Source organism: Escherichia sp. WS1118 (assembly GCF_046487695.1).
In the GTDB taxonomy this organism is placed as follows: Bacteria; Pseudomonadota; Gammaproteobacteria; order Enterobacterales; family Enterobacteriaceae; genus Escherichia; species Escherichia coli.
In genome coordinates, this window is the sequence record NZ_JBJQIZ010000009.1 from 116,642 (window position 1) to 136,894 (window position 20,253).

17 protein-coding genes are annotated in these 20,253 nt (G+C 52.4%); 8 read left to right on the forward strand and 9 right to left on the reverse strand.

The genetic code is table 11. The features are described 5' to 3' along the window. Positions 1–33: 33 nt before the first annotated feature. Positions 34–2,013 (reverse strand): formate-dependent uric acid utilization protein AegA, encoded by a 1,980-nt coding sequence (gene aegA, locus ACJHYO_RS16395; protein WP_001078897.1) that lies wholly within the window; start codon positions 2,011–2,013, stop codon positions 34–36. 205 nt (positions 2,014–2,218) lie between these two features. On the opposite strand from aegA, the gene narQ reads away from it, so the two are divergent. Further along, positions 2,219–3,919, forward strand: a complete 1,701-nt coding sequence (narQ, locus tag ACJHYO_RS16400; RefSeq protein WP_001296285.1) for a nitrate/nitrite two-component system sensor histidine kinase NarQ — start codon at positions 2,219–2,221, stop codon at positions 3,917–3,919. Positions 3,920–4,082: 163 nt separating this feature from the next. Further along, positions 4,083–7,196 (forward strand): multidrug efflux RND transporter permease AcrD, encoded by a 3,114-nt coding sequence (acrD, locus tag ACJHYO_RS16405; RefSeq protein ID WP_094258969.1) that lies wholly within the window; start codon positions 4,083–4,085, stop codon positions 7,194–7,196. 98 nt (positions 7,197–7,294) lie between these two features. Here acrD and ypfM read toward each other — a convergent pair whose 3' ends face one another. Next, positions 7,295–7,354: a protein YpfM gene (gene ypfM / locus ACJHYO_RS16410; RefSeq protein ID WP_001386977.1), complete on the reverse strand. Its 60-nt coding sequence runs from the start codon at positions 7,352–7,354 to the stop codon at positions 7,295–7,297. Between the two features lie 380 nt (positions 7,355–7,734). On the opposite strand from ypfM, the gene ACJHYO_RS16415 reads away from it, so the two are divergent. The 3 genes from ACJHYO_RS16415 to ACJHYO_RS16425 are packed head-to-tail and all read left to right on the forward strand — an operon-like array spanning position 7,735 to position 9,450. Next, positions 7,735–8,091, forward strand: a complete 357-nt coding sequence (locus ACJHYO_RS16415; protein ID WP_000258253.1) for an ArsC family reductase — start codon at positions 7,735–7,737, stop codon at positions 8,089–8,091. Positions 8,092–8,094: 3 nt separating this feature from the next. Beyond that, positions 8,095–9,222: a succinyl-diaminopimelate desuccinylase gene (dapE, locus tag ACJHYO_RS16420; RefSeq protein WP_021513746.1), complete on the forward strand. Its 1,128-nt coding sequence runs from the start codon at positions 8,095–8,097 to the stop codon at positions 9,220–9,222. A gap of 27 nt (positions 9,223–9,249) precedes the next feature. Next, positions 9,250–9,450: a YpfN family protein gene (locus ACJHYO_RS16425; RefSeq protein ID WP_000383836.1), complete on the forward strand. Its 201-nt coding sequence runs from the start codon at positions 9,250–9,252 to the stop codon at positions 9,448–9,450. 80 nt (positions 9,451–9,530) lie between these two features. Here the strand turns inward: ACJHYO_RS16425 and ypfH are convergent, their stop codons facing one another. From ypfH to dapA, 6 genes are all read right to left on the reverse strand, one after another. Further along, the gene (gene ypfH, locus ACJHYO_RS16430) at positions 9,531–10,229 is read right to left on the reverse strand and encodes an esterase (RefSeq protein ID WP_000679819.1); all 699 of its coding nucleotides are present in this window, start codon (positions 10,227–10,229) and stop codon (positions 9,531–9,533) included. A gap of 73 nt (positions 10,230–10,302) precedes the next feature. Further along, positions 10,303–12,318: a tRNA cytosine(34) acetyltransferase TmcA gene (tmcA, locus tag ACJHYO_RS16435; protein ID WP_085455464.1), complete on the reverse strand. Its 2,016-nt coding sequence runs from the start codon at positions 12,316–12,318 to the stop codon at positions 10,303–10,305. A 14-nt stretch (positions 12,319–12,332) separates the two neighbouring features. Next, a complete protein-coding gene (locus ACJHYO_RS16440) occupies positions 12,333–13,196 on the reverse strand; it encodes a neutral zinc metallopeptidase (RefSeq protein WP_001267498.1) in 864 nt (287 codons plus the stop codon). Between the two features lie 167 nt (positions 13,197–13,363). Next, positions 13,364–14,077, reverse strand: coding sequence for a phosphoribosylaminoimidazolesuccinocarboxamide synthase (gene purC / locus ACJHYO_RS16445; RefSeq protein WP_001295467.1), 714 nt, complete (start codon positions 14,075–14,077; stop codon positions 13,364–13,366). A gap of 212 nt (positions 14,078–14,289) precedes the next feature. Next, complete coding sequence (gene bamC, locus ACJHYO_RS16450) at positions 14,290–15,324, reverse strand: outer membrane protein assembly factor BamC (protein ID WP_001296286.1); 1,035 nt, start codon at positions 15,322–15,324, stop codon at positions 14,290–14,292. Between the two features lie 16 nt (positions 15,325–15,340). Beyond that, complete coding sequence (gene dapA / locus ACJHYO_RS16455) at positions 15,341–16,219, reverse strand: 4-hydroxy-tetrahydrodipicolinate synthase (RefSeq protein ID WP_001295469.1); 879 nt, start codon at positions 16,217–16,219, stop codon at positions 15,341–15,343. Positions 16,220–16,364: 145 nt separating this feature from the next. Here dapA and ACJHYO_RS16460 point away from each other — a divergent pair, with 145 nt between their 5' ends. Together ACJHYO_RS16460 and bcp are read left to right on the forward strand one after the other, a co-directional pair. Beyond that, on the forward strand, positions 16,365–16,937 hold the full coding sequence (locus ACJHYO_RS16460; RefSeq protein WP_000176187.1) for a glycine cleavage system transcriptional repressor: 573 nt from the start codon (positions 16,365–16,367) through the stop codon (positions 16,935–16,937). Next, positions 16,937–17,407, forward strand: a complete 471-nt coding sequence (gene bcp, locus ACJHYO_RS16465) for a thioredoxin-dependent thiol peroxidase (protein WP_001068682.1) — start codon at positions 16,937–16,939, stop codon at positions 17,405–17,407. Before ACJHYO_RS16460 ends, bcp begins: the two co-directional genes overlap by 1 nt. 98 nt (positions 17,408–17,505) lie before the next feature. On the opposite strand, the gene ACJHYO_RS16470 is transcribed toward bcp, so the two are convergent. Then, positions 17,506–18,567, reverse strand: a complete 1,062-nt coding sequence (locus ACJHYO_RS16470; RefSeq protein ID WP_000892033.1) for an AI-2E family transporter — start codon at positions 18,565–18,567, stop codon at positions 17,506–17,508. Between the two features lie 212 nt (positions 18,568–18,779). Between ACJHYO_RS16470 and bepA the strand changes: the two genes are divergently transcribed. Next, positions 18,780–20,243, forward strand: a complete 1,464-nt coding sequence (gene bepA / locus ACJHYO_RS16475; RefSeq protein WP_000489658.1) for a beta-barrel assembly-enhancing protease — start codon at positions 18,780–18,782, stop codon at positions 20,241–20,243. Positions 20,244–20,253 lie beyond the last annotated feature (10 nt).

Genomic DNA, 20,253 nt, shown 5'->3' on the forward strand with positions numbered 1-20,253 from the left:
ACGCTGTGAAGTCGGGTTTGTCTGCGCAGGCTATCAGTGAGATTTGACTGATTTTACGCCCAGCCAGTCAATGATCCCCTGTGCCGCATGACGTCCTTCTGCCATTGCGGTAACCACCAGATCCGCACCACGCACGGCGTCACCACCGGCGAAGATTTTCGGATTCGTGGTCTGGTAACGGTACTGGCTTTCCACATCCGCGATGATGCGGCCCCATTTGTCTACCGTTACACCGTGCGACTCCAGCCACGGCATCCCGTGCGGATTGAAGCCAAACGCCATAATCACCGCATCGGCTGGCATGACAAATTCACTGCCTTCCACCGGCACTGGACGCCGACGTCCCTGGGCGTCCGGCTCGCCAAGACGCGTGCGCAGGAAACGAATCCTGCAGACGTGACCTTGTTCATTCAGTTCAAGCGCCACCGGCTGGACGTTAAATTCGAAGTTGGCCCCCTCTTCACGGGCGTTCTTCACCTCTTTCTTCGAGCCTGGCATGTTAGCTTCATCACGACGATAAGCGCAGGTGACGTTACTCGCGCCGTGGCGCAGCGCAGTACGCACACAGTCCATCGCGGTGTCGCCGCCGCCCAGTACCACGACGTTAAGTCCGGCAGTATTGATAAACGGCTCTTCCGGTAGCTCTTCGAGTCCCATCACCTGTTTAGTATTGGCGATGAGGAACGGCAGCGCGTCATAAACGCCCGGCGCATCTTCATTGGGTAAACCCGCTTTCATGGAACGGTAAGTGCCTACGCCAACGAAGACCGCGTCGTATTGTTCCAAAAGCGAATTCAAAGAGACATCTTTACCCACTTCACAATTGAGTTCGAAGTGAATCCCCATCGCGCTGAAGATTTCCCGACGGCGTGCCAGCAGGGATTTATCCAGTTTGAAAGAAGGAATGCCGAAAGTGAGCAAGCCACCGATTTCTGGATGGCGATCGTACACCGTCACCGCCACGCCATTGCGGGTGAGAACATCTGCACAGGCCAGCCCTGCCGGACCCGCACCGATAATCGCCACCCGCTTGTCCACTTTGGTGACATGGCTTAAGTCAGGACGCCAACCTTTCGCCAACGCCTGATCTGAAATGTAGCGTTCAATGTTACCGATAGTTACTGCGCCGTGCTCATCGCGAATAGTACAGGCACCTTCACACAAACGGTCTTGCGGGCAAACGCGTCCGGTAATTTCCGGCAGGGTGTTGGTCTGGTGAGAAAGCTCGACGGCGGCGTCGATGTTTCCGGCTTTCACCAGTTCAATCCACTGCGGTATATGGTTATGCAGCGGGCAGGTCCATTCACAAACGCTGTGCTCGCCGCACTTAAGGCAGCGCGAGGCTTCCCGTTGTGCCTGATCGGCACGGAATGGCAGATAAATTTCATCAAAACCGGTTTTGCGCGCTTCAATCGCCAGTTTATCTGGCTCGCCACGCGCGGGCGTTGCCTGCATTTGCTCGACTTTACTCATTACCGGCATTTCTTGCGCCGCGGTACTGGCATGCCACGGTTGATGTTCCTGACGTGCGGTGCGCAAGCGGCGGGATTTCGCCATGCCGGAGAGTGCGGCGTCAGTGACCAGTTGCAGCGCGTCCGCCGGGCAATTTTCGACACAGGCAGGACCGTTTTCGCGCCCTGCACAAAGGTCGCATTTATGCGCCGTGGCTTTTACTTTTCCTACCGCAACGGGTGTCAGAACGATTTGCATCGTACCAAATGGACAGGCCACCACGCAGGATTTACAGCCAATACACTTTTGCTGATTGACCTGAATGCTGTCATCAACGTGGCTGATTGCGCCATTAGGGCAGCTACGGGCGCAGGGCGCATCTTCACAATGGTGACAGGTCACTGCACTACGTTGCTGCTGATGTTTGATAACCGTAATTCGGGGATGAAAATGGTGTTGGCTCAGGACATGTTGCTCGTCATTGTGAGCCATGACACAGGCGATTTCACAAGCATGACAACCCAGACATTGCTGACTGTTGGCCATAATAAAACGATTCATAACGACCTTCTTTTTTGGTTGTAAAAACCTTATTCTTTATATGAGTGTTGTTATTACCCGACTTACAGGGGAATCGGCAATGTTCATGTGCCCAGAATAAGTAACTATTTCGCTATAAACTGTGGCAGATCAAATAATCCCATCACTGACTAAATTTCGTTTCAGCGAACTGGAACATTAATGATTTTTTGTGGAGAAGACGCGTGTGATTGTTAAACGACCCGTCTCGGCCAGTCTGGCCCGGGCCTTTTTTTACATTGTGCTGCTGTCGATTCTTTCCACGGGTATCGCTCTGCTAACGCTGGCGAGCAGTTTACGCGACGCTGAGGCTATCAATATTGCCGGATCGCTGCGTATGCAGAGTTACCGCCTGGGCTACGACTTGCAAAGTGGCAGTCCACAACTCAATGCACATCGCCAGTTATTTCAGCAGGCACTGCATTCACCGGTATTAACCAATCTCAACGTCTGGTATGTGCCAGAGGCAGTAAAAACCCGCTATGCGCATCTGAATGCCAACTGGCTGGAGATGAATAATCGGCTCAGCAAGGGCGACTTGCCGTGGTATCAGGCCAATATTAATAATTATGTTAATCAGATAGACCTGTTCGTGCTGGCTTTACAGCACTACGCTGAACGCAAAATGCTGCTGGTGGTGGCAATTTCCCTGGCTGGCGGCATCGGTATTTTCACGCTGGTCTTTTTTACTTTGCGCCGCATACGCCATCAGGTGGTTGCCCCGCTGAATCAGCTGGTTACCGCCAGTCAGCGTATTGAACACGGGCAGTTCGACTCGCCGCCGCTGGATACCAGCCTGCCGAATGAGCTTGGCCTGCTTGCAAAAACCTTTAACCAGATGTCGAGCGAGCTGCATAAATTGTACCGTTCGCTGGAGGCGTCAGTAGAAGAAAAGACCCGCGATCTCCACGAGGCCAAGCGTCGTCTGGAGGTGTTGTATCAGTGTTCGCAGGCGCTAAACACCAGCCAGATTGATGTGCATTGTTTCCGCCATATTTTGCAGATTGTTCGCGACAATGAAGCGGCTGAATATCTGGAGTTAAATGTCGGTGACAACTGGCGGATTAGCGAAGGGCAGCCAAACCCGGAATTGCCGATGCAGATTTTACCGGTGACAATGCAAGAGACGGTTTACGGCGAACTGCACTGGCAAAATAGTCACGTTTCATCATCAGAACCGCTGCTTAACAGCGTTTCGTCGATGCTGGGACGCGGTTTGTACTTTAATCAGGCGCAGAAGCATTTTCAGCAGTTATTGTTGATGGAAGAACGTGCGACCATCGCCCGCGAATTGCACGACTCGCTGGCTCAGGTACTTTCTTACTTACGTATCCAGTTGACGTTACTGAAGCGTTCGATACCGGAAGATAACGCCACCGCACAAAGTATCATGGCCGATTTTTCCCAGGCGTTGAATGATGCTTATCGGCAGTTACGCGAGCTGTTGACTACTTTCCGCCTGACGCTGCAGCAGGCGGATCTCCCCTCCGCGTTGAGGGAAATGCTGGATACGTTACAAAATCAAACCAGCGCCAAACTGACCCTCGACTGCCGTCTGCCAACCCTGGCGCTGGATGCGCAAATGCAGGTGCATTTGTTGCAAATTATTCGCGAAGCGGTGCTGAATGCGATGAAGCACGCCAACGCCAGCGAAATCGCCGTTAGCTGCGTCACCGCGCCGGATGGCAATCACACAGTCTATATTCGCGACAACGGGATTGGCATCGGTGAACCGAAAGAACCCGAAGGCCATTATGGTCTGAATATCATGCGCGAACGCGCGGAAAGATTGGGTGGGACGCTGACTTTTTCACAACCTTCCGGCGGCGGCACGTTAGTGAGTATTAGCTTTCGCTCTGCGGAGGGTGAGGAAAGTCAGCTGATGTAATGCCTCTTATTGACCAAAGAATAGTGGCACTTAAGGTTCAGTATAAAAGGGCATGATAATTTACATTAACTCCTTTTTTTCTCCACGATTGGCTCGTACCTTGCCGCTACAGTGAAGCAAGCCAAGCCTACAACGATACGCAGAAACACGAGGTCCTCTTTTAATGGCGAATTTCTTTATTGATCGCCCCATTTTTGCCTGGGTGCTGGCAATCCTGTTGTGTCTGACAGGTACCCTGGCGATTTTTTCATTGCCCGTTGAACAATACCCCGATCTCGCGCCACCGAATGTGCGAGTGACCGCTAACTATCCCGGCGCATCGGCCCAGACGCTGGAAAACACCGTGACCCAGGTTATCGAGCAAAATATGACGGGCCTCGATAATCTGATGTATATGTCATCTCAGAGCAGCGGCACCGGTCAGGCATCTGTCACGTTAAGTTTTAAAGCAGGCACCGATCCGGACGAAGCCGTGCAGCAAGTACAAAACCAGCTGCAATCAGCCATGCGAAAGTTACCGCAGGCGGTGCAAAATCAGGGCGTGACGGTGCGTAAAACCGGCGATACCAACATTCTGACCATTGCCTTCGTCTCTACCGATGGTTCGATGGATAAGCAGGATATTGCCGATTATGTTGCCAGTAATATTCAGGACCCGTTAAGCCGCGTGAATGGCGTCGGGGATATCGATGCCTATGGTTCGCAATATTCCATGCGTATCTGGCTGGACCCGGCGAAACTCAACAGTTTCCAGATGACGGCTAAAGATGTCACCGATGCCATTGAATCACAGAACGCGCAGATTGCGGTTGGGCAACTTGGTGGTACGCCTTCCGTCGATAAGCAGGCGCTCAACGCCACCATTAACGCCCAGTCACTGCTGCAAACACCAGAACAGTTCCGCGATATCACCTTGCGGGTGAATCAGGACGGCTCAGAGGTAAGGCTGGGCGATGTCACCACCGTCGAAATGGGGGCGGAGAAATACGATTATCTTAGCCGCTTCAATGGTAAGCCAGCCTCCGGGCTGGGGGTTAAACTGGCCTCCGGCGCGAACGAAATGGCGACAGCGGAGCTGGTGCTCAATCGTCTCGACGAGCTGGCGCAGTATTTTCCACACGGACTGGAATACAAGGTGGCGTATGAAACCACCTCGTTTGTTAAAGCCTCCATTGAAGACGTGGTGAAAACGCTTCTGGAAGCTATCGCCCTGGTTTTCCTCGTTATGTATCTGTTCCTGCAAAACTTCCGCGCCACGCTGATACCCACTATAGCCGTGCCGGTGGTGTTGATGGGAACCTTCTCCGTGCTTTACGCCTTCGGTTACAGTGTCAACACCTTAACCATGTTCGCGATGGTGCTGGCGATCGGTCTGCTGGTGGATGATGCCATCGTGGTGGTGGAAAACGTCGAACGTATTATGAGTGAGGAAGGACTCACTCCTCGCGAAGCCACACGTAAATCGATGGGGCAGATCCAGGGGGCACTGGTCGGGATTGCGATGGTGCTTTCGGCGGTATTTGTGCCAATGGCCTTCTTCGGCGGCACCACCGGTGCCATCTATCGCCAGTTCTCTATTACCATTGTTGCGGCGATGGTGCTGTCAGTACTGGTAGCGATGATCCTCACTCCTGCTCTGTGTGCCACGCTACTTAAGCCACTGAAAAAAGGTGAGCATCACGGGCAAAAAGGCTTTTTTGCCTGGTTTAACCAGATGTTTAACCGCAACGCCGAACGCTACGAAAAAGGGGTGGCGAAAATTCTCCACCGTAGCCTGCGCTGGATTGTGATTTATGTCCTGCTGCTTGGCGGCATGGTGTTCCTGTTCCTGCGTTTGCCGACGTCGTTCTTACCGCTGGAAGACCGTGGCATGTTTACTACCTCGGTACAGTTGCCCAGCGGTTCAACCCAGCAACAGACCCTGAAAGTCGTTGAGCAAATCGAGAAATATTACTTCACCCATGAAAAAGACAACATCATGTCGGTGTTTGCCACCGTGGGTTCTGGCCCTGGGGGGAACGGGCAAAACGTGGCGCGAATGTTTATCCGCCTGAAAGACTGGAGCGAACGCGACAGTAAGACCGGCACCTCGTTTGCCATTATCGAGCGTGCAACGAAGGCGTTTAACAAGATTAAAGAAGCTCGCGTTATCGCCAGCAGCCCGCCAGCAATTAGCGGTCTTGGTAGTTCTGCGGGTTTTGATATGGAGTTGCAGGACCACGCTGGAGCGGGTCACGATGCGCTGATGGCAGCACGAAACCAGTTGCTGGCGCTGGCAGCGGAAAACCCGGAGCTAACCCGTGTGCGCCATAACGGCCTCGACGACAGTCCGCAGTTGCAGATTGATATCGACCAGCGTAAAGCTCAGGCGCTGGGCGTTGCTATCGACGATATTAACGACACACTGCAAACCGCCTGGGGTTCGAGCTATGTGAATGACTTTATGGATCGCGGTCGCGTGAAGAAAGTCTATGTGCAGGCAGCTGCGCCGTATCGCATGCTGCCAGATGACATCAATCTCTGGTATGTCCGAAATAAAGATGGCGGCATGGTGCCCTTCTCTGCTTTCGCGACCTCACGCTGGGAGACAGGCTCACCGCGTCTGGAACGCTATAATGGTTATTCTGCGGTTGAGATTGTTGGGGAAGCCGCACCGGGGGTCAGTACCGGTACGGCGATGGATATTATGGAATCGTTAGTGAAGCAGTTGCCAAACGGCTTTGGTCTGGAGTGGACGGCGATGTCGTATCAGGAGCGGCTTTCCGGCGCGCAGGCTCCGGCGCTGTACGCCATTTCCTTGCTGGTGGTATTCCTGTGTCTGGCGGCATTGTATGAAAGCTGGTCGGTGCCGTTCTCGGTAATGCTGGTCGTGCCGCTGGGGGTTATCGGCGCGCTGCTGGCAACCTGGATGCGCGGGCTGGAAAACGACGTTTACTTCCAGGTGGGCCTGTTAACGGTCATTGGTTTATCGGCGAAAAACGCCATCCTGATCGTCGAGTTTGCTAACGAGATGAACCAAAAAGGCCACGACCTGTTTGAAGCGACGCTCCACGCCTGCCGTCAGCGTTTACGCCCGATTCTGATGACCTCGCTGGCATTTATCTTCGGCGTATTGCCAATGGCAACCAGCACGGGTGCCGGTTCCGGTGGTCAGCATGCGGTGGGTACTGGCGTAATGGGCGGGATGATTTCGGCCACTATTCTGGCTATTTACTTCGTGCCGCTGTTCTTTGTGCTGGTGCGCCGCCGATTCCCGCTGAAGCCGCGCCCGGAATAAGCAATAAAAAAGGCGACATGCCAATGTGTCGCCTTTTTCAACTTTCCGATTAAGAACCTGCTCAGCGGGTTCTTGCTGTTTGTACTTTGTCTCAGGAATTACTTACGAAGCATAACTTCGATAAAGTCTTTCCAGTTCCCCAGTTCACGTTCAATCATAACAACCTCTCTTATAATTATGGGTATTCTACGGAAACAATATACCGTGGTGAAGCTAATTTACTCGATTGCTGCGATGACTACCTCCGGGGGACAAACCTTATGTAAATACTATGGTCCTGCAGTGATGATTTGTATGTGATACACAGCAACATTTCGAGATATTCATACGGCATCTAATACTGATTTAATTCTGGTTAAAATACAGACAGATAACAAGATGAATATTCTTAATGTTTACGTTAAAAATGTTTAATATTATTTAATAGTTGTTAATTTGAACACTTCGATAATGTTATATTTCCTGATGATCATTTGCAGGCAAAATGTTTTCACCCTTAAATGAGTATTTATTCTCATAAATCGAAAAAGGATTCATTATGGTTACACTTTACGGCATCAAAAATTGTGACACCATTAAAAAGGCTCGCCGTTGGCTGGAAGCCAATAACATCGACTATCGTTTTCATGATTACCGCGTCGATGGATTGGACAGCGAATTATTGAACGGTTTTATCAACGAATTAGGCTGGGAAGCGTTACTCAACACCCGTGGTACAACCTGGCGTAAACTGGACGAAACCACCCGCAATAAAATCACCGATGCGGCCTCTGCGGCGACATTAATGACTGAAATGCCTGCAATTATCAAACGTCCATTGCTCTGCGCGCCTGGTAAGCCTATGCTGCTGGGTTTCAGTGAATCCAGTTATCAGCAATTTTTCCATGAGGTGTAGTCTATGTCGTGCCCGGTTATTGAGCTGACACAACAGCTTATTCGCCGCCCTTCCCTGAGTCCTGATGACGCAGGATGCCAGGCTTTGTTGATTGAACGTTTGCAGGCGATCGGTTTTACCGTTGAACGCATGGACTTTGCCGATACGCAGAATTTTTGGGCATGGCGTGGACAGGGTGAAACGTTAGCCTTTGCCGGGCATACCGACGTGGTGCCGCCTGGCGACGCCGACCGTTGGATCAATCCACCGTTTGAACCAACCATTCGTGACGGCATGTTATTCGGGCGCGGTGCGGCAGATATGAAAGGCTCGCTGGCGGCGATGGTGGTAGCGGCAGAACGCTTTGTCGCACAACATCCCAACCATACGGGGCGACTGGCATTTCTGATCACCTCTGATGAAGAAGCTAGTGCCCACAATGGTACGGTAAAAGTCGTCGAAGCGTTAATGGCGCGTAATGAGCGTCTCGATTACTGTCTGGTTGGCGAACCGTCGAGTATCGAAGTGGTAGGTGATGTGGTGAAAAATGGTCGTCGCGGATCGTTAACCTGCAACCTTACCATTCATGGCGTTCAGGGGCATGTTGCCTACCCACATCTGGCTGACAATCCGGTACATCGCGCAGCACCTTTCATTAATGAATTAGTGGCTATTGAGTGGGATCAGGGTAATGAATTCTTCCCGGCGACCAGTATGCAGATTGCCAATATTCAGGCGGGAACGGGCAGTAACAACGTTATTCCAGGTGAACTGTTTGTGCAGTTTAACTTCCGCTTTAGCACCGAACTGACGGATGAGATGATCAAAGCGCAGGTGCTTGCCCTGCTTGAAAAATATCAACTGCGCTATACGGTGGATTGGTGGCTTTCCGGGCAGCCATTTTTGACCGCGCGCGGTAAACTGGTGGATGCGGTCGTTAACGCGGTTGAGCACTATAATGAAATTAAACCGCAGCTACTGACCACAGGCGGAACGTCCGACGGGCGCTTTATTGCCCGCATGGGGGCGCAGGTGGTGGAACTCGGGCCGGTCAATGCCACGATTCATAAAATTAATGAATGTGTGAACGCTGCCGACCTGCAGCTACTTGCCCGTATGTATCAACGTATCATGGAACAGCTCGTCGCCTGATGAGTGGTTCTGCAAGAGGAAATAAGCATGGACTGGCTGGCTAAATATTGGTGGATTCTGGTGATTGTCTTTTTGGTAGGCGTCCTGCTGAACGTGATTAAAGATCTCAAGCGCGTCGACCATAAGAAATTTCTCGCCAACAAGCCGGAGCTTCCCCCGCATCGTGATTTCAACGATAAGTGGGACGATGACGACGACTGGCCGAAAAAGGATCAACCGAAGAAGTAAGCTAAGTGGCCGGATAAGGCGTTAACGCCGCATCCGGCCATGATGCCTGATACAGTCTTATCAGACCTACCCGGCTATTATTACATCATTTCAATCACATCATCATCGCCAGGCTTACCGCCGCTTAGCGCTTCGTCGAAATAATGTTTCGGAATGGTATAACGCAAGTGATCCAGGGCTAATTGCATACTGCGATTGTCGATCGCATGGCCTAAATCCTCCACGATATCCAGCGTCACATCGCCACCGGCACTGATTAACGCTTCCTGCGCCGCAACCGCATGCGCCAGATCGATAACCGGATCTTCACCGCCATGAATCAAGTGAATTGTTGTGGCTGTAGACGCGGTTTCCGGCAGGCTCGCGTAGCGTCCGTTGAAGGCAATGACGCGCGAAGCAAGGCCCGGTTCGGCTTTAATGCTCTCCAGCGCCATAATCGCGCCTTGTGAGAAACCGATTAGCGCCGTGGCGTTAGCCCCTACTCCGCTTTGTTTCTGCCAGTAGCGCACCGTCTCAATAAACGTCGGCATGATGGCATCCACACGCGCCTGGCGATTATCTTCCGTAATACCCTGCACCGAAAACCACTGACGCCCCGCCGGATTACCGCTCGGCTCCGCGCCACCGACACTCACCACCAGCGCATCAGGAAACAGCGGCGCAAACCAGCTGCCTATTTCCCCCATTGCCACCGGGTTATCCCCGACACCGTGGAAAAGCAGTAACAACTGTTGTGCTGGTTTATCCGGGCTTTGAACAACAAAATGGTCATGTTTCATGGCGAACTCCTTAACTGATGTCATTAATTTTACGCCGCTGACTCACAATGACCATGGGAGAAAATTGAAGGAGTCAGTGAAAAAATTGCCATTGCGTTATGCGATCGCGCAGACGCTCAGTGCGAACATCATCAAGTGCGAATAGCGCCTGCGCGGCCTCTTCCCGCTGGCGAACCAGTAACAGCTTACGGCCTGAAAGTTTAAGTGTGGTACATAACTGCGCGTCACTGGCGTTTTTCTGTAAACGCCCACGCAGCGCCGGTAATGCCAGTTCGCTGGTTTGTAACAGACGCATTAAGCAACCTAACGACGTTAATAGCGGACGATGAGCGAAAGCAAAACCGGCCAGTTCAAGCCAGTCGTCGTCAGAAAGGACGGCATCGTTTAGTGGATCAACAGGAAGCATTTCGCCATTCCACTGCGCGAGAGCTTGCGCATCGCGACGTAAATGGTAATGCTCACGTTCAGCCAGCTGTTTACCCGCATCACTCATCGGTAACAGTGCCATCGCCGTATAGCAACCGCTGCTGGCTTCACGATGATTACCCATTCGCACCAGCACAAAACCGCAGCGTTGCCAGAAACGCCATAATTCCCCGGTGTAACCAAAACTCACCGAAAGATAGTCGAGGTCCTGCGTATATTGCAAAGCACCAGCAATAAGTTGCCGCCCTGTGCCTTCCCGCTGACGCGCCGGATGAACTGCTATCCGGCTGACCCGCCGTCCGCGCAATGTCGCCGCCAGTGGATTGCTGCCGTGCGCCGCCAGCGATTGAGCCACCAGATTGCCCCGTGGACGACGATAACCCGCCCATACCGCCTGACTGAGTTCTTGAGATAATCCACCCTCATCCACCAGCCACAGCGCTCCGGCAATCTCGTTTTCGCCAGCCGCCTGTAAAAAATGTTGACCTGGTGCATCCATCATGCGGCGTAAATCCAGCGGCGAAGTCCGGTAGTGCGCACCAGACAATAATTGATAAACCTTTAACGGCGTTTCTGGCTCGCTTCGCCATAACGTCTGTTCAAATGCGGAAATAACGATATTGCCTTGTGGTGTATGGGTGAAGTTTTCATCGTCAAACACCAGTGCCTCACTAACCATTTTTTCCAGCGGGCATCCCTGCGCCCAACGGATCGGCTGTTGTAGTTCAAAACGGTGTAAATGCGGAAAGCGAGCGCAAAATTTCAGCAAAAAACCACGTCCGGTGCCTTCGTAGCCCTGCACCGTAGTGGTTAACAACGTTCGAGGAAAACGCGATACCAGTTGATGCAACAACGGCGCAGGTATGGCTGCGGCTTCATCGACCACCAGCCAGTCGGCTTGTTCATCGCTGGCTAACAAGGCATCCGGTGCAATAAAGCGAAACTTCTCGCCCGCAAATTGTGCCAGTACATCCGTTGCCGCTTTTGCGGGCGCGGTGACAATCGCACTACCCGCAATACGAGAAATGAGTTGCCCTGCCAGCGCCGATTTACCGCGCCCACGCGCAGCCGTTACCGCTGCCACGCCCGGCGGCATGGTCAGTAGCTGCTGTAAGAGTTGCTGTTGTTCTGGTTGTGGTGCGCCGGTAGCGGGGTGCCAGTCAGTACGGGGAGTAAAATGCGCCAACGAGAACGGCTGGTTTTGCCGCCAGAGGATAGCGTCGTTATTCGCCGTAAGTACACGTTTGAGGTGCAGGACAAAATGCGGCGTCGCAATAGGGTCAGGGCAATCACTCCAGCGCAGCGAGTCGGCATCAGGTTGGTTTTCCCACTCATCCCATACAGGGAGTAACAACACCAGCCAGCTTCCCGCTTTCAACGTTCCGCTAAGTGCCGCAAAGGCAGCGGCATCAAAGCCGTAGCGGGCGTCGAATACCGCATGCCGGAACTCGCGCCCAAGTAAAGTTTGTAGTGCCGAGGGAGAACAGTGGTTTTCAGCATCTGGCTGCGGCGAAATCCACAGCCAGTCGCCAGGTAAGGCATCACGCAACTTAAGCGCATGATCAAAACACCAACGCTCTTCCCCGCTCAACACCAGCAAGCGGCGGATCCCTTCAAGTTTCATTTGCGCTGTTAATGTGTGAAGCGCAGTCAGTTCAGCCATCCCTGCCCCGGAAGTTAAATGCTTTTACCAAAAGTATTGCATTGTGCCGGATCGCCGCTGTCGAAACCACGTTTAAACCAGCTATAGCGTTGCTGAGAAGTGCCATGAGTGAAACTGTCTGGTACTACTCGCCCCTGACTTTGCTGTTGTAAACGGTCATCGCCGATGGCCTGCGCCGCGTTCAGCGCCTCTTCCAGATCGCCGGTTTCCAGAACACCTTGCTGCTGCATACTATGCCCCCAGACACCGGCAAAACAGTCGGCCTGGAGTTCCATACGCACAGATAAGCGGTTTACTTCCGCCTGCGTCGCGTTTTGTTGCAGTTGACGAACTTTCGGCTCGATGCCTAACAGTTTCTGCACATGATGACCGACTTCATGAGCGATAACGTACCCCTGGGCAAAATCGCCATCCGCGCCAAGTTTGTCTTTCATGTCATCATAGAAGGAGAGATCGATATAAACTGTGCCATCCGCCGGGCAATAGAATGGCCCCATTATGGACTGGCCCGCCCCGCAGCCGGTACGCGTCATTCCACGGTACATGACCAGCTTCGGTTGCTGATAGGTTTTACCCATCTTCTCGAATTGCTGTCCCCAGGTGTCTTCCGTGGTTGCCAGAATCACCGAGGTGAATTTTGCGGCTTCGTCTTCATTAGGGCTAATTGACCGCGTTGATTGCTGTTGGGAAACCGGCTGTCCGGTCATCAACCCGGTTAAATCAACGCCATAGTAGCCTGCAACCAGCACGACTATCAGTAAAATCAGCCCGCCTTTACCGCTTGGCAGGCGAAAACCGGGACCGCCCATTGACGGACCGCCGGAGCTATTGCGCCTGTCTTCAACATTGTCACTTTCACGTCGCCCTTGCCAACGCATAGATACCTCAACATTATATTCATTATAGAAATGATCGTAGGTGGTTCAGAGGAAGATTACCACAGGAAAGCGGGATGAAATGGCGGAGGAATGAGCGTTCAATACTCATCTTATGAGAGCGGTTGTCTTGCCGTGCCAGCAGCACGGCAAGATGATGAATAGAAAAATCAGTCCAGCTGTACACCCAGGCGGCGGGCAACGGCTTCATAGGCTTCGATCAGGCCACCGAGGCTCTGGCGGAAACGGTCTTTATCCATTTTCTCCAGCGTTTCTTTGTCCCACAGGCGGCTGCCGTCCGGGGAGAACTCATCGCCCAGAACCACTTCGCCTTTGTACAGACCAAACTCCAGCTTGAAGTCGACCAGAATCAGACCTGCATCATCGAACAGTTTTTTCAGCACGTCGTTCGCTTTGTAGGTCAGCTCTTTCATACGCGCCAGATTCTCTTTGCTCACCCAGCCAAAGGTTTCGCAGTAAGATTCGTTGACCATCGGATCGTGCATGGCGTCGTTTTTCAGGAACAGATCGAACAGTGGCGGGTTCAGCTCAATACCTTCTTCGATTCCAAGACGTTTCACCAGAGAGCCAGCAGCACGGTTACGCACGACACACTCAACCGGCACCATATCCAGCTTTTTCACCAGACATTCGGTATCGGAGAGCAGACGCTCCATTTGAGTCGGGATACCCGCTTCAGCCAGTTTGCTCATAATGAAGTAGTTGAACTTGTTGTTCACCATACCTTTGCGATCAAACTGCTCAATGCGCGCGCCATCCCCTGCTGACGTATCATTGCGGAATTCGAGCACCAACAGGTCCGGGTTTTCCGTGCTGTATACGGTTTTCGCTTTACCACGATACAACTCAGCTTGCTTTTGCATCTTTATCACTCCTGGGTGTGAATTAACGTTTTAAAATCTTTTGCTGTCTGGTGTGCCGGATGTTTTATCGGATGCGGCGTGAACGCCTTATCCGACCTACGTCCGACAAACAAATTTCGTGCGAATTACCGCTAAAATCGCGTTTTTCTGTCGACGCACACGTTTGCGTATCATATCAGAAAAAAGGGCCGGATGACTCCAGCCCTGTATTTTTACTTGCTAAATGCAGCCTGGAAGACAGCTACCAGCGCGTCGTTCTGACTCTGAGTCAGAGTATGACCTTTCGGATCGATGAACTGTAGGCTGCTGCGGTTATCTAAATCGCCAACCTGCAGTTTATAGTCACCGGATGCCAGACCTGGATCGCTCGCGCCCAGTTCGTGCCATTCGCTGTCAGACAGCGGCTTATAAGTTACGGCCATGTTGCCCTGCGAACGGGTGCTGTCGGTCACTTTCATGCCCACTTTTTCCAGCGCAGCTGGCAGACGTTGCCAAACCACATTGAACGGCCCGCGTACGACCAGCATTGGTAAACCGGTGTCATCAGCTGCACTTTGTACGTCCATAGTGGTGGAGGCACGATTTTGCGCAGCGTTCGCGGCGTCAGTGGCAGATTTATCCAGACCGGCGGAAATAACGTTCATCATCTCCGTGCTGTAACGCTGCATGGAAGCCGCGTCTGCAACCGGTTTGCCCGCCTGTTCCAGGTTCAGCAGTTTAACCGTAACCGCCTGCTGATAACCCTGCGGCTTAACAGAGATTTGATAACGACCACGATACTGCTCGTCTTCGTCCAGACGGTTCCATTGTACCCAATCGGTGGTCAGTGTCTGACCAGCATCATCACGTTGGGTGATGGTGTAGTTTTTCGCCTGCAGCACGCTAACCACCTGCGGCCACAGGGTATTGCCACGACCATTTTCCACCAGCAATGAAGCGGTATCGCCCGTGAACTGGGTACGCGCGCCAGAAACCAGTGCCAGCGGCTGGGCTGGTGGACGAATGTCCAGCGCCTTACCGACGGCACCACTACCGTTGGTTACCGGGATTGCATAATCGCCGGAGGTCACCGGCAAGATCATTCCAGCCGGGGCATGAAGCTCCGCAAGCGGTGCCGCTTCCAGGTAGGCTTCATCACCACTGACCTGACGCTTATAGCGTGAGTCAGAACTACAGGCAGCGAGTAATAAAACAAGCGAAACACCCGCAACCTTTGCCAGGCGCGACTTTTGAACAGAGTAAGCCATCAAATCTCCCTAAACTTTACAGCAAACCGGCATGCTTAAGCGCCGCTCTGACCGTCTCACGACCACTGTCGGTGATTGGTGTCATTGGCAGGCGCAGCGTATCGGTCGCCACAAGACCCAGTTCCTTACATGCCCATTTCACCGGGATTGGATTGGGTTCGACAAATAGTTTGTTGTGTAATGGCATCAGACGCTGATTAATAACGCGTGCCTCGGCAAAATGCCCTTCTGCTGCCAGTTTGCACATCTGGGCCATATCACGCGCTGCGACGTTAGCCGTAACGGAAATAACCCCATGACCGCCTAATTGCATGAAGTCCAGCGCGCTCGCATCATCGCCGCTCAGCAGAACAAAATCATCTGAAACCAGCTCTTTGATCTGGTTTACACGCGTTAAGTTCCCTGTTGCCTCTTTGATTCCGATAATATTTTTTACTTTCGCCAGACGGCCCACCGTTTCCGGGAGCAGATCGCAGCCAGTACGGGACGGCACATTATACAGAATTTGCGGCAGGTCAGTATGTTCAGCGATGGCTTTGAAATGCTGATACAAACCTTCTTGCGACGGACGATTGTAGTAAGGGGTTACCGTCAGGCAGCCGACGATACCGCTGTCATTGAAGCGCTGCGTCAGGCTAATGGCTTCCGCAGTAGCGTTAGCACCGGTCCCGGCAATCACCGGAATGCGCCCGTCAGCCAGCTCCAGCGTCATCATCACCACATCAGCATGTTCGTCATGATTTAAGGTAGCGGACTCGCCAGTGGTGCCAACAGAAACGATCGCCGAAGTACCGCTGGCGACATGATAATCAATCAGTTTTTTCAAGCTAGCCCGACAGACATTACCTTTTTCATCCATCGGAGTAACAATCGCGACAATACTTCCCGTGAACATGGGCCATCCTCTGTGCAAACAAGTGTCTCAATGGTACGTTTGGTATGGCATTAAAAGCAAGCAGACAGAACCGTTCTGATTGTTGTATGCATGTTTTTTTTATGCTTTCCTTAAGAACAACTCACCCCTTGAAGGAATAACCAGTTTGACACTGTCATCGCAACATTATCTGGTGATCACTGCGTTGGGTGCCGATCGCCCTGGAATAGTGAACACCATCACCCGTCATGTCAGTAGTTGCGGCTGTAATATTGAAGACAGTCGCCTGGCGATGCTGGGAGAAGAGTTCACGTTTATCATGCTGCTTTCCGGTTCATGGAATGCCATTACTCTGATTGAATCAACGTTACCGTTGAAAGGTGCCGAGCTGGATCTTTTAATCGTGATGAAGCGCACGACGGCGCGTCCGCGTCCGCCAATGCCAGCATCTGTCTGGGTTCAGGTCGATGTGGCAGACTCCCCGCATTTAATTGAACGCTTCACAGCACTTTTCGACGCGCATCATATGAACATTGCGGAGCTGGTGTCGCGCACGCAACCTGCTGAAAATGAAAGGGCTGCGCAGTTGCATATTCAGATAACTGCCCACAGCCCCGCATCTGCGGACGCAGCAAATATTGAGCAAGCGTTCAAAGCCCTATGTACAGAACTCAATGCACAAGGCAGTATTAACGTCGTCAATTATTCCCAACATGATGAACAGGATGGAGTTAAGTAATGAATCCACTGAAAGCCGGTGATATCGCACCGAAATTTAGCTTGCCGGATCAAGACGGAGAACAAGTTAATTTGACCGACTTCCAGGGACAGCGTGTTCTGGTTTATTTCTACCCGAAAGCCATGACCCCCGGCTGTACCGTACAGGCCTGCGGCTTACGCGATAACATGGATGAGTTGAAAAAAGCGGGCGTTGATGTGCTGGGTATCAGCACCGATAAACCCGAAAAACTCTCCCGTTTTGCGGAAAAAGAGCTGCTTAACTTTACGCTCCTGTCTGATGAGGACCACCAGGTGTGCGAACAATTCGGCGTCTGGGGTGAAAAGTCCTTCATGGGCAAAACCTACGATGGTATTCATCGCATCAGCTTCCTGATTGACGCTGATGGCAAAATCGAACATGTCTTTGACGATTTCAAAACCAGCAATCACCACGACGTTGTGCTGAACTGGCTGAAAGAACACGCCTGATTACTTTGCTCCATTCCGTGCTGGCTGCGCTTGCGGCCAGCACATCTCAAATCTTCTCACTGCCCTGCAACACTCGTTTAAAATTTTTTCGCTGAAGGTCAGTCTTGCGCGATTTGCCCATCAGGCCAGGCGTGAATCACGGCTTTGATCAGCGTCGCCAATGGAATAGCGAAGAATACGCCCCAGAATCCCCACAAACCACCGAAGATCACCACCGATAAAATAATCACCAGAGGATGCAGGTTAACCGCTTCGGAGAACAACACCGGTACTAACAGGTTGCCGTCCAGCGCCTGAATAATCAGATACACCGCGAAGCAGCTCCAGAATTCCGTGCCAGCACCAAACTGGAATAGCGCCACGCCAACCACCGGAATGGTCACCACAAATGCGCCAATGTACGGAATAAGTACCGAGAAGCCGACCAGCACCGCCAGCAGCAGCGAATAGTTCAGCCCAAAGAGCAAGAACCCCAGCCAGGTGGCGATCCCTACCACGATCATCTCCAGCACTTTGCCGCGGATATAGTTGGTGATTTGTTGATTCATCTCCTTCCACACCTGTCCTGCCAGTCCACGGTTGCGCGGCAGCACCCGGCGAACGGCGTTCAGCATCTGCTCTTTGTCTTTCAGCAGGAAGAAGACCATCAATGGCACCAGCACCAGATAGACGGCAATGGTCAGCAAACCAACCAACGAGGCGAGGGAAATTTTCACCACCGAATCGCCCATGGTCAGCATCCGACTGCGCATATTTTCAGCCATTGCATCAATAATGCCCGCATCCATTAACGCCGGATAGCGGCGCGGCAACGTGGCGGCAAAGTCAGAAAGCTTATTGAGCATCCCCGGCATATCGCGGATTAAGTAGATGCCCTGCTGCCAGGCGATAGGCAGTACCACGAACGCCATCAGTAGCAGGATGCCCACAAACAGGATCAGCACGATAGATGTCGCCCAAGGGCGGGAACAGCCAATAGACTGCAGGCGGACAGTCGGCCATTCCAGTAAATAGGCCAGCACAATAGCCACCAGCAACGGCGCGAGTAGGCCGCTAAAGAAAAAGATAATGCCAAAACCAGCAACCAAAATAACCAGCAAGGCAATCGCTTCCGGGTCGCTAAAACGGCGGCGATACCATTGCATCAACATTTCGAGCATACAGACCTTCCCTGAACCTCAAGAGCGGGATTGCGATCCGCAATTGTATCGAAATGTCACAAAAAAGACTTCGCTTTTTATGACGGATTCAGGAAACTGAAAAGTCATTTGAGTGGGCTAATCTTCGCCGTTACACTCAAAGGCGGCGCGGTGGGAACGATATTTCACAGTATCGGTCAAATGACTATCTCCAGAAATACAGGATAGAGGTTATGTTCAGGCAGTTGAAAAAAAACCTGGTTGCAACCCTCATTGCTGCTATGACCATTGGTCAGGTAGCCCCGGCGTTTGCCGACAGCGCAGACACCTTGCCGGATATGGGAACCTCCGCAGGAAGCACACTTTCCATTGGTCAGGAAATGCAGATGGGCGACTATTATGTCCGCCAGTTACGCGGCAGCGCGCCGTTAATTAATGATCCGCTGTTAACGCAATACATTAATTCGCTAGGAATGCGTCTGGTTTCGCATGCCAATTCGGTTAAGACACCGTTTCATTTCTTTCTGATCAACAACGATGAAATTAACGCCTTTGCTTTCTTTGGCGGCAACGTGGTGCTGCACTCTGCCCTGTTCCGTTATTCCGATAACGAAAGTCAACTGGCTTCAGTTATGGCGCACGAAATCTCCCACGTCACCCAACGTCACCTGGCGCGAGCGATGGAAGATCAGCAGCGCAGCGCGCCGCTGACCTGGGTCGGCGCGTTAGGTTCTATTTTACTGGCGATGGCCAGTCCGCAGGCGGGGATGGCGGCGCTGACCGGTACACTGGCGGGAACGCGCCAGGGGATGATCAGTTTCACCCAGCAAAATGAACAGGAAGCGGACCGCATTGGTATTCAGGTGCTGCAACGCTCGGGATTCGATCCGCAGGCGATGCCGACCTTCCTCGAAAAATTACTCGATCAGGCGCGTTACTCTTCGCGCCCACCAGAAATTCTGCTCACTCACCCACTACCGGAAAGCCGTCTGGCTGATGCCCGTAACCGTGCCAATCAGATGCGCCCGATAGTGGTGCAATCGTCAGAAGATTTCTATCTGGCAAAAGTGCGCACACTGGGGATGTACAATTCAGGGCGTAACCAACTCACCAGTGATTTGCTGGATGAATGGGCGAAAGGAAACGTTCGTCAGCAACGAGCGGCGCAATATGGTCGTGCTTTACAGGCGATGGAAGCCAATAAATACGACGAGGCGCGTAAAACGCTGCAACCGTTACTGGCGGCAGAACCTGGCAACGCATGGTATCTCGATCTGGCTACCGATATCGATCTTGGGCAAAACAAAGCCAATGACGCTATCAATCGCCTGAAAAATGCCCGCGATTTGCGCACCAATCCGGTGTTGCAGCTCAACCTGGCGAACGCTTATCTGCAAGGGGGGCAACCACAGGAAGCGGCCAATATTCTGAATCGCTACACTTTTAACAATAAAGATGACAGCAACGGCTGGGATTTACTGGCACAGGCGGAAGCCGCACTAAATAACCGCGATCAGGAACTGGCTGCGCGAGCAGAAGGTTATGCGCTCGCCGGGCGACTCGATCAGGCTATTTCCTTGTTGAGTAGCGCCAGTTCTCAGGTGAAATTAGGCAGCCTGCAACAAGCGCGTTACGATGCGCGCATCGACCAGTTGCGCCAGCTGCAGGAACGCTTTAAGCCTTATACCAAGATGTAATTCGCATTAA